Source organism: Streptomyces sp. NPDC055078, from assembly GCF_053607985.1.
This window is the reverse complement of the sequence record NZ_JBSGUP010000279.1, coordinates 1-10,224: the sequence shown is the minus strand read 5'-3', so window position 1 is coordinate 10,224 and position 10,224 is coordinate 1. Positions and strand designations below refer to the sequence as shown.

Sequence of the window (10,224 nt, the reverse complement as noted above, 5' to 3'; positions counted from 1 at the left end):
ATCAGCAGTCCGGTGACGGTGCGCCCCGGGTCCAGCGTCTTGCGCCGGTTGGTGATGACCCCGGCCTCCATCAGATCGGCGACGGTGTCGCCGATCTGCCCCGAGTGGACCCCGAGGTCCCTGCGGTCGCCGAGCCGGGACAGCACCGCTTCCGGGACGGCCCCCAGCCCGAACTGGAGCGTCGCGCCGTCGTCGATGAGCGAGGCGACCCGGTCGCCGATGCGCTGTTCGACGTCCTTCGGGTCGCCCCGGGGCAGCTCGGCGGGCGGACGGGAGACCCGTACCACCACATCGAGGTCGGCGTCGGTCAGGACGCGTCCCCCATGGGTCCAGGGCACCCGGTCGTTGACCTCGGCGACGACCACCCGGGCCGTGTCGATCGTCGCGGAGAGATAGTCGGCGGCGAGGCCGAGGCTGTAGCGGCCCGCCTCGTCGGGCGGGGGCAGCTGGATCAGGACCACATCGGCCCGCAGGGGGCCCCGCGTCAGCAGGCCGGGCAGCTGGGAGTAGTGGCAGGGCACCACGTCCAGGGCGCCGGCCCGGTGGAGATCCCGGTTGCCGCCACTGCCGCAGTACGACAGGAACGACACATGGTCGGCGTGCTCGGCCCGTACGGTGCCGGAGGCGGGAATCCCGAGGAAGCAGCGGAACCCGCCGATTGCCGCCCGCTGGGCGAACAGCGCCTCGGTCAGGGTGCGCGGCTCGGCGCACGCCTGTCCCCAGAGCACCAGGTCACCGGCCCGGACGAGGGCGGTGAAGTCCGGTGCCTCATGGCCGTGGGGATCGTCCGGGCCGAAGGGGCCACCGCGTATCTCAGACATCGGGCGGCCCGTCCCGCCACCGGCCCGCCGAGGGGTCGAGCATGCGGTGCCGCTGCTCCTCGGTCAGCCACACGATGGTCTCGAGTTCCAGGGCGTCCACCAGGCGCACCCGGCCCGTTCTCAGGTCCTCCAGCCGCAGCCGGGGGCCGTTGGCGCTGTTGTCGTACGACACGGACACCTCGGCGAACTCGCCGGCCACGATCCAGCCTTCATGTGTGCTGTCCGGTGCTTCCCCATCGGATCCGGTCATGTCAGATCAGGAAGGACAGGGTCGGGACGGGCCCGGTGCTGTCCACCAGCACCACGGTCTTGCCGACCAGCCGGATTCCGCCGTCCTCCCGCCGCAGCCGGTAGGTGGTGCGGCCCGCCCAGAGCTCCTTGCCCCGGGGCCTCGCCTCCACGAGCAGGAAGTTGGCGCCCACGGTGGTGTCCTCGCCCTCGGTGCCGAGGATCTCAATGTTGGACAGGAGGCGGCGGAGGTCTGAGCGCGGTTCCTGGGCGTGCCTCTTGCCGGTCTTGAGCTGGGCGATCCGGGTGGCGATCCGGCGCCGGTTGTCGTGGATCAACGACACCTGCCGGGACGGGTCGCTGCCGGTGCCGCCGATGGGCACCCAGTAGAGCGCGTCATCGGTCCACAGGGCTTCCCAGGCGTCGTACGCGTGCTCGTCGGCGAGCCGTGCCTCCAGGAAGAGGAACCGCTCGGTGTCCCGCAGGCCGAGTCCGGATTCCTGTGCTGCCGGGGTGGTCATGGTCACTCCTCCTCCATGAGGGTCCGGTACTGCGACCAGAAGCCGCGGATGCCCGTCTCGTCGGTGACGTCGCCCACCAGGAAGCCCTGTTCGTCGGTGCGTTCACGGTGTGCGCCGCGGCGCAGCTCCAGCCACTCGGGCAGATTTCCGTTCACCCCGCGCTGGCTGCGCTCGTACATCTCCGCGTCGTCGGCGAGCAGCATTCCGGCGGGCCCGACCGAGCCGACGGACTGCGACAGCAGCCTGCGGTTCATATCGGGGGCGCCCTTGAGCTGGACCGCCGTGACGTTCTGGACGGTCTCGGAGACGGACACCGGCTGGATCATGAAGACGCTGATCTCGGCGATGAACAGATTGGGGAAGACGGCGACGTGCGGGGCGCCGTCGATCAGGATCTCCTCGGCCTGCTCCCCGTGCCGGGCGCGCATCTTGGCGACGTAGTCGGGGACCTTGTCCGGCGTGGTGCCGAACCAGCCCAGGGGCTGCGCCCTGTCGCGGAATGCGGGCCGGAGGTCGTTCTCGCTGTGGCCGCCGCCGAGGTCGCGGGTGACGGCCGTCGACTTCTCGCTGTAGAGCGCGCCGATGGGGCTGCCGGTGACGCCGAAGATGGAGCCGTGGACGAACTGCGGGTGGTACCCGTCCGTCTCGTTCTCCATCACCATCTTCCAGTTGGTGTGGGTGCGGTGGCGGAGCCAGCCCGCCGTCAGTTCGGACTCGCCCTCCGGGGAGAGGCGGGCCAGCCGGTCGAGTTCGCCGGCCGCCGCGCCGAGGTGCTCCTTCAGACCGGGTCCTTCGGGGGCGAAGCTGGCGAAGACGAAGCCCTGGTACGCCTCCACCCGGGGCACACGCCCCATGCTGACGTCGAGCTTGTTCTTGCCCCCGTACCCCTGGTGGTAGGGGTAGCCGAGGAGAGCGCCCTTGTTGTCGTAGGTCCAGCCGTGGTACGGGCAGCGGAAGGCGGCCGAGTTACCGCGCAGGTCCTCGCAGACGGTGGCGCCCCGGTGCGCGCAGCGGTTCACCAGGAGGTTGATCTCGCCGTCGCGGCTGCGGGTCATGATGAGGTCCTGGAGGCCGATGCTCTTGCGGACGTAGTCGCCCGGCCTGCTCACCTCGCTGGTGTGGCCGACGCACACCCAGGTGCGGTACCAGATCCGTGTCAGTTCATCGGCGAAGACGCCGGGGTCGGTGTAGAGGGAGCCGTGGACCCTGGTGTCCTGGACCAGGTCGGCGTACCTGCCTGCCGTAGTCGGTCGGGTTGTCATGGCTGATTCTCCTCCAGTCGCCGGGCTGACTGTCTGACCAGCAGGAACTTCTGCACCTTGCCGGTCGGTGTGGTGGGCAGGTCCCCCGGCTCGGCGAAGATCACATGCTTGGGGACCTTGAACCTGGCCAGGTTCTCCTTGCAGAGCGCGATGACCTCTGCCACGGTGACCTCGGCGCCCGTCTCGGGGATCACCCAGACGCAACCGGCCTCGCCCCAGCGGTCGTCGGGCACCCCGATGGCGTAGGCCTGGCTGATGCCCGGGTGCTGGGTGAGCAGTTCCTCGATCTCCTTGGGCATGACCAGTTCACCGCCGCTCTTGTACAGCTCCTTGCTGCGGCCGGTCAGTTCGAGATAGCCGTCCTCGCGGACCCGGCCGAGGTCGCCTGAGCGCACCCAGCCGTCGACCAGGGCGAGCGCGGTCTCCTCCGGCTTGTCCCAGAAGCCGTGCATGTGGGTGGGTCCGGTGGAGGTGAGTTCGCCCTCGGTGCCCTCGGGAAGATCCTCACCGGTCACCGGGTGCACGGTGCGGTACACACAAAGGTCACCGCCGTGGTCGGGGAGTCCGGCGGCGCCGGCCAGTTTGACCCGGCCGACGGTGGTGGCGGCGAGCCGCATGTCGTCTTCGGGCAGGGTCATGGTCATCGCGCCGCCGCACTCGGTCATCCCGTAGCCGGTGACGACCTCGCCGGCGCCGAGTTCGTCCTTGACGCGCTGCCACAGCCACAGCGGGGACGGCGCGGCCCCGGAGAGCATCGAGACCAGTGAGGACAGATCGCGCTTCGTCCGGTCGGGGTGCTCCAGCAGGGCCACCGTCATGGTGGGTACGCAGAGGATCTCGGTGGCCCGGTGGCGTTCGATGCCCTCGAAGTAGCGGGCCGGGTCGAAGGCGGTCTGGGGGATGATCGCCCCGCCGACCATCATGGCCGCCAGCATCCCCTCTACATAGCCGAACATGTGGTAGCAGGGCAGCGAGAACAGCACGCGCCGCCCGTCCTCGAAGGCCCTGGTGAGCGCGGAGGCGTACCCGGTGCGCTGGACCGCGTCGTGGGTGACCTGGACGCCCTTGGGCGAGCCCGTGGTTCCGGAGGTGTAGAGGATGTCGCCGATGTCCTCGGGGCCGCTGTGGCCGAACTTCTCGGCGGCCCGCGCGACGGCTCCCGCCCGCTCCTCACCGAGGCCGGTGAGCCCGCTGACGGTCAGGACGCCGTCCCGGCCGCCCGGCCCGCCGGATTCCAGAACCACCACGCGTTCCAGCGCGGGCAGTTCGGCAGTGGCGCCCGCCTCCCAGCCCGGCGCGATGGAGTCCAGCATGCCGAGGTAGTCCAGACCGCTGAAGCCGGTCATGGTGATGAGCACCTTGCAGGCCGACTGGTCGAGCACATAGGCCAGTTCGTCCTGGCGGTACAGATAGTTGAAGGGGATCGCCACCGCGCCGGCGCGGGCGATCGCGAACTTGAGGGGGACGAACTCGGCGTAGTTGGCCATCAACAGGCCGACCCGGTCCCCCTTGCGGACGCCGAGTGCGGCGAGGCCGTCCGCCAGCCGCACGGACCACTCGGCGGTCTCCGCGTAGGTCAGGGTGTGCTCGTCCGTGAGGACGAAGGGGCGCGCGCCGAACTCCTCGGCGCACCGGTCGAGCCGCTGGGCCAACGTGAGCGGGGTCCAGACGGGGAATCGTCGCTCCAGTTCCCTGCGGCGCGCTTCGATACTCAAGATCATGGTCCTGCCTCCCTTCTCGATTTAATCTTATGTAAATTAAATTGGCAAGCGCCTCGGAGCCTCATGTTCCGCATGTCGCCGGCCGCCGGCTCGCCCCGGGGGCGCCTCGCCGGAACCTCTCCACCGGAACCCGGACCGGGGATCTCCCCCGCGATCCGCCGGGGTTCGGACGCGCCCTGCGCCTACCGCCCCCGGAAGACCGGCTTCCGCTTCTCCCCGTATGCGGCCACAGCCTCGGCGAAGTCGTCGCTGTCGAACAGCGCGACCTGGTTCTCGATCTCGCGGTCCAGCGTTTCGTACGGATCATGGGGACCGGTCAGCAGCAGCCGCTTGATCGCCGCGAGGGCCAGCGGGGGCCCGGCGGCCAGCCGCCCGGCGTCCGCGATCGCACGGGCCAGTGCCCCGCCGGGTTCGGTCAGTTCATCGACCAGACCCAGCTCCAGGGCGCGGGCGCCGCGCACCGGCTCCGGCATCAGCATCATCTGCCGGGCGCGGGCGGCCCCCACCCGGCGGGGCAGCGACCAGGAGATACCGAGATCACCGGCAAGACCGACCCCCGTGAACGCGGTGTTGAAGGCGGCGTCCGACGACGCGACCACCCGGTCACAGGCAAGCGCGAGCGAAGCGCCCGCGCCGTAGGCGAACCCCTCGACGGCGGCCACGACCGGCTTCGGCCCCTGCCAGACAGCCCGTACGACGCGCTGCGCCGCCTCCGCCCTCGGACGGCTCCGGGCCTCCGGCTGCCGGCGCATGGTGGAGATGTCCCCGCCGGAGCAGAAGGTGCCCCCCGCGCCCGCCAGCACCACCGCGCCCACGGACGCCTCGGCCATCGCGCTCTCCAGCGCTTCGGCGAGCGCCACCCGCAGGGGCATGTCGAGGGCGTTGCGCTGGTGGGGCCGGTTCAGGGTGAGCACCCGAACGGCGCCCTGATCGGCCATGAGGAGGTCGTCCTCCTCGGCCCGGGGATCCTGACTCGTCATGGAGCTCTCCTTTTTCAAAAATAGATTCAAACATAGAGTGGGCCGGAAGAACATAGGCGCGACAGCGGCAAGGAGCTGCCAGATGACGATCCCCGAACAGCCCGACGACTGGACGGAACCCGGCGCCCACCTCGTTCGGACCGGAGTCCACCGCATACCGCTGCCGCTTCCCGGCGACGCCCTGCACGCGGTGAACGCCTACCTCGCCGAAGCGGACGACGGCCTCGTCCTGGTCGACCCGGGCTGGGCGAGCGAGGACACAACGAAATCCCTCGCGGGCGCGCTCGGCTCCCTCGGCCACCGGATCCCCGACATCAGCCGCATCGTGGTCACCCACGTCCACTGGGACCACTACAGCAACGCGGTGGCGCTGCGCGCCGCGTACGGCATACCGGTCCTCCTCGGCCGCGGCTCACGCGCCTCGGTGGAGGGGTACTCCCCCGGCGACCGCCTCTACCGGCCGCAGTCCGAACTGCTGCGCCGCTGCGGCGCGTTCGACATCGCGGAGCGTGTCGACGCCGCCGAACTCAGCGAGGCGGAGCGGGCGATGCCCTGGGGCCCGCCGGACTCCTGGCTCGACGACCACGAGCAGGTCCCCCTCGGCGAACGTGCCCTCGACGTCCTGGCGACTCCCGGCCACACGGCGGGACACATCGTGCTGCGCGACGCCGTCGGCGGGCTCCTCTTCGCGGGCGACCACGTCCTGCCGCACATCACCCCGTCGCTCGCCCTGGAGTCGGCGCCCGAACCGAAGCCGCTGCGCAGCTACCTCGACTCCCTCCGCCTCGTACGGAACATGCCCGACACTCTGTTGCTGCCGGCCCACGGCCCGGTGACGGCCAGCGCCCACACCCGGGTGGAGGAGCTTCTCGTCCACCACGAGGAACGCCTGGACGCCTGCCTCACCGAGGTGAAGAACGGCGCTTCGACCGCCTGTGCGGTCGCGCGCGCCCTCCCCTGGACTCGGCGACTCCGCACCCTCGACCAGCTCGACCTGGTGAGCCAGATGCTCGCTGTCATCGAAACGGACGCCCACCTGGACCTGCTGGCCGACCAGGGCGCGCTGACCGCGACCGAACTGCCGGACGGTGTACGGGCCTACTCCCAGGCCCCCTGACCGCCTGCCCCGGGGGGCGTGCCGCGGAGCCCTTTCCGCGGCGCGCGCTCCGGAGCCCCGTCGGTCCATCGCGGACGAACCACGGGAATCAGGGCCCAGGCCATCCCGGCCCGTCCGGCGTTTGAAGACGGACCCGGGCCCGAGGAACCGGCCACCCCCCGCGACAAGGGCGAGCAAACACAGCCCGTCCGGCGTCTGAGGACGGACCGTGCGCACAAGGGCCCACCCCTGGCAAGGTCAGAAGGCCCAGGCACGCGGGCCCCGCCCGTCCGGACGACAGAGCCCGCCCCCGGGTCCGGACCCGGGGCCGGAAACGGGCACGGCCGGAAACGGGCACCTCACCCCCCGCTGAACTCCGGCGCCCTGCGCTCGATCACCGCCGCCAGCCCCTCCCGCGCATCCGCCATCGCGGAAAGCTCGGCAACGGTCCGCGCCTCCTCCGGAAGCCGGGCCTCCACGGTCGCGCCCAGACCGTCCCACAGCAGCCGCTTGGCCGCCGCGTTCGCCCGGGGCGCTCCGGCCGCGAGCGTACGGGCCAGCGCCATGCCCTCCTCGCACAGGGCGTCATCGGCGACGACTCCGGTGATCAGCCCCAGTTCAAGCGCCTCGGGCGCGGTGAGGACGGGGTTGGTCAGCACGATCTCCATCGCCTTGCGCAGCCCGACGAGCCGCGTGAGCGTCACCGAGACCCCGGCGTCGGGCGCCATGCCCACCCGGGTGGCCCCGGCCAGGAAGCGCGCGGACTCGGCGGCGATCACCAGGTCGGCCGCGCAGACCAGCCCGAAGCCACCCCCGCCCGCGGCGAAGCCGTGCACCGCGGCCACCACGGGGGCTTCGAGTCGCATCAGGGCCGACACCGCGTTCTGGAGCCATGAGGTCGCCTCGCGCAGATACGCGGGCAGGTCCTCGCCCTTGGCCGCGAAGGTCTTCACATCGCCGCCGGCGCAGAAGCTGGGCCCTTCGCCGGTGAGCAGGACGGCCCGTACGCCGGGGGTTCCGTGGATCCGCATGATGGCGTGGTGGAGTCCCCTCAGCAGGGGCACGTCCATGCCGTTGGACGCCTCGGGCCGGTTGAGCCTCAGCCGGGCCACGCCCGCGTCGTCGAGGTCCAGCAGTACGGGCCCCGAGTCGATCAGCGTCCGTACCGTCCCGGCCTCCGCCGTCGTCCGAGCCTGCGTCGGTTGTTCTGTCATCTCAGCCATCGTTCCGTTCTGTGAAGGCGGCGATCCCGGCCTTCGCCGACTCTCCGCTCTGATGCTCGACGACCATCCGCCGCTCCAGTGCCAGCCCGTCCTCCAGAGGCAGCCGCAGCCCCTCGTGGACCAGTCGCTTGATCCGGCCCAGGGCCCCCGGGCCCTTCGCCGCGAGCGCCCCGGCGAACGCCCGTACCGCCTCGTCGAAGCCGTCCGCCGGCAGGCTCCGGTACGCGAGTCCCCAGGCCACCGCCTCCTCCGCGCCGATGCGATCACCGGTCAGGAGATGGCCGAGCGCCCGCTGGCGGCCGACGAGCCTGGGCAGCCGCTGGCTGCCGCCCCCGCCCGGGATCTGTCCGAACCGGGCGTGGTTGTCGGCGAGTTTCACGTTCTCGTGGACGAGCGCGATGTCGCACGCCTGCATCAGTTCGAATCCGCCCGCCATGGCATGTCCCTCCACGGCGGCGATCACGGGCACGGGCAGGCCGGCGATCGACGAACACGCGCGCCCGAAGTTCTCGAACAGCGGGCGGAGCGCTCCGGGGCCCTGTGCCCGCAGTGTTTCGAGTTCCTTGAAGTCACCGCCGACGGAGAAGTTGCCTCCGGCGCCCCGGATGACGATGATCCGCACGGACTCCGCGAGGCGCGACAGCGCGGTGCCCAGTTCCCGGCCGAGTTCGACGGTGATCGCGTTCATGGCCTCCGGCCGGTTGAGGACGAGGTGCCCCACGTCCGCGTCCGCATGGATCTGTACGACGTCGCTCACATCAGTCTCCCGCCGCCGACTTCGAGGACGGCTCCGGTCATATAGCTTGCGAGGCAGGAGGCCAGGAACAGGACCGCGCCCGCCACCTCCTCCGGCTCGCCCGCCCGTTTCATCGGGATGCCGGCCTCGCGCGCGGCGAACACTCCGGGCGGCATGGCCTCGGTCATCGCGGTACGGATCAGCCCCGGCTGGACGGCGTTCACGCGGACTCCGCGGTGGGCCAGCTCCTTGGCGGCGGCCTTGGTGAGGCCGACGATTCCAGCCTTCGCGGCGCTGTAGTTGGTCTGCCCGGGGTTGCCCGACTTGCCGGACAGGGAGGAGATGTTGACGATCGACCCGGATTCGGCGTCGCGCATCACGGCGGACGCGGCTCGCACACCGAGCCAGGTGCCCCGCAGATGGACCCGGAGCACCGCGTCGAAATCGTCGGCGGACATCTTCCGCAGGGACGCGTCCCTGGTGATTCCGGCGTTGTTGACGAAGATGTCGAGCGAGCCGTACCGCGCGACGGTGTCCGCGACCAGCGTCTCCACCGCCGACTCGTCGGTGACGTCACAGCCCCGGCCCCAGGCACCCCGGCCCTCCCCCGCGAGTTCGGCCGCGGCGGCCCGGGCCTTCTCGGCGTCCCGGTCCGCGAGGACCACCCGGGCACCGTGCTCGTACAGCAGTCGCGCGATGGCCAGCCCGATGCCCTGGGCCGCGCCGGTGACGACGGCGGTCCGTCCCGCGACCAGTCCGCCGCCTTCCGTGGTGCTCACAGCTCGGCCCTTCTCACGTTCCGGCCCTTCTTCATGCCCCACCCGTCCTTCTCGTTGTCCCGGCCTCCTGTTTCGAATCTAAATTAGATACGATTCTTCTTCAAGGCCACAACCTCCGCCAGAAGGAGCAAACGACATGGATCTAGGTCTCAGGAACGCCCGGGTACTGGTAACCGGAGGGGCGTCCAACATCGGCCGGGGTATCGTGCACGGCTTCGCCGACGAGGGGGCCCGCGTGCTGATCTGCGACCTCGACGCCGACCAGGCCGTGAGGGTGCGGGACGAGGCCCTGGAGCGGAAGGCCGCCGCGGCCGAGGTGTTCGCCGCCGATCTCGCGGCGCCGGGCGCGGGCGAGCGGGCGGTCGGCAGGGTCCTGGAGCTATGGGGTGGCATCGACGTCCTCGTCGCCAACGCGGGCATCAGCATCCCGTCGTTCATCGCCGATCACACCGATCGGTCCCAGTGGCAGCGCATGTTCGAGGTCAATCTGTTCGCGGCGATCGAGTGCGTGCAGGCGGCCGTCCCGCCCATGCGGCAGTCGGGGGCGGGCGCCGTGGTCACCATCGCCAGCGACGCGGCGTTCGGCGAGATCCGGCAGGGCGTCTACGGCGCGTCGAAGGCCGCGCTGGTGGCCCTGACCCGCACGGTCGCCAGGGAGCACGGCCGTCACGGCATCCGTGCCAACGCGGTCTGCCCGGGACTGGTCATCCCCGAGGGCCCGGAGGCGGTGGGCGCCGCCAGCCTCTGGGCGGGCGGGCAGGACGCGATCTTCAACGAGGGGCAGGTCGGCCATCTCCTCAAAGCCACTCCCCTGCGTCGGTTGAGCACGGCCGGGGACGTCGCGGCCAGTGTGCTCT

Annotated in this window: 11 protein-coding genes; 2 read left to right on the top strand and 9 right to left on the bottom strand. The window is 71.0% G+C overall.

The window, feature by feature from the left end; genetic code table 11:
* From ACWF94_RS22545 to ACWF94_RS22520, 6 genes are all read right to left on the bottom strand, one after another.
* Positions 1-821, bottom strand: an 821-nt coding sequence (locus ACWF94_RS22545; RefSeq protein WP_453491204.1) for a hypothetical protein, incomplete at its 3' end; no start/stop codon positions are given.
* On the bottom strand, positions 814-1,071 hold the full coding sequence (locus ACWF94_RS22540; RefSeq protein WP_453491201.1) for a hypothetical protein: 258 nt from the start codon (positions 1,069-1,071) through the stop codon (positions 814-816). The genes ACWF94_RS22545 and ACWF94_RS22540, both read right to left, overlap by 8 nt.
* 1 nt (position 1,072) lies before the next feature.
* Positions 1,073-1,570 carry an aromatic-ring-hydroxylating dioxygenase subunit beta gene (locus ACWF94_RS22535; RefSeq protein WP_453491198.1) on the bottom strand — a complete coding sequence of 166 codons (498 nt, stop codon included), beginning with the start codon at positions 1,568-1,570 and terminating at the stop codon, positions 1,073-1,075.
* A gap of 2 nt (positions 1,571-1,572) precedes the next feature.
* Positions 1,573-2,832: an aromatic ring-hydroxylating oxygenase subunit alpha gene (locus tag ACWF94_RS22530; protein WP_453491195.1), complete on the bottom strand. Its 1,260-nt coding sequence runs from the start codon at positions 2,830-2,832 to the stop codon at positions 1,573-1,575.
* Positions 2,829-4,553 (bottom strand): class I adenylate-forming enzyme family protein, encoded by a 1,725-nt coding sequence (locus tag ACWF94_RS22525; protein WP_453491192.1) that lies wholly within the window; start codon positions 4,551-4,553, stop codon positions 2,829-2,831. The genes ACWF94_RS22530 and ACWF94_RS22525 overlap by 4 nt, the downstream gene beginning before the upstream one ends.
* Before the next feature lie 182 nt (positions 4,554-4,735).
* Complete coding sequence (locus tag ACWF94_RS22520; protein ID WP_453491189.1) at positions 4,736-5,533, bottom strand: enoyl-CoA hydratase/isomerase family protein; 798 nt, start codon at positions 5,531-5,533, stop codon at positions 4,736-4,738.
* 82 nt (positions 5,534-5,615) lie between these two features.
* Here ACWF94_RS22520 and ACWF94_RS22515 point away from each other — a divergent pair, with 82 nt between their 5' ends.
* Entirely contained in the window at positions 5,616-6,650 is a 1,035-nt protein-coding gene (locus ACWF94_RS22515; protein WP_453491186.1) for an MBL fold metallo-hydrolase, read from the top strand.
* 338 nt (positions 6,651-6,988) lie between these two features.
* On the opposite strand, the gene ACWF94_RS22510 is transcribed toward ACWF94_RS22515, so the two are convergent.
* Genes ACWF94_RS22510 through fabG form a run of 3 tightly spaced genes read right to left on the bottom strand, consistent with a single transcriptional unit; the run spans position 6,989 to position 9,367 of the window.
* A complete protein-coding gene (locus ACWF94_RS22510; RefSeq protein WP_453491183.1) occupies positions 6,989-7,843 on the bottom strand; it encodes an enoyl-CoA hydratase/isomerase family protein in 855 nt (284 codons plus the stop codon).
* A gap of 1 nt (position 7,844) precedes the next feature.
* Positions 7,845-8,609: an enoyl-CoA hydratase/isomerase family protein gene (locus ACWF94_RS22505; RefSeq protein WP_453491180.1), complete on the bottom strand. Its 765-nt coding sequence runs from the start codon at positions 8,607-8,609 to the stop codon at positions 7,845-7,847.
* Positions 8,606-9,367 carry a 3-oxoacyl-ACP reductase FabG gene (gene fabG, locus ACWF94_RS22500; protein ID WP_453491177.1) on the bottom strand — a complete coding sequence of 254 codons (762 nt, stop codon included), beginning with the start codon at positions 9,365-9,367 and terminating at the stop codon, positions 8,606-8,608. Before fabG ends, ACWF94_RS22505 begins: the two co-directional genes overlap by 4 nt.
* A gap of 136 nt (positions 9,368-9,503) precedes the next feature.
* Between fabG and ACWF94_RS22495 the strand changes: the two genes are divergently transcribed.
* A partial coding sequence (locus ACWF94_RS22495; protein ID WP_453491174.1) for an SDR family NAD(P)-dependent oxidoreductase occupies positions 9,504-10,224 on the top strand: 721 nt, incomplete at its 3' end.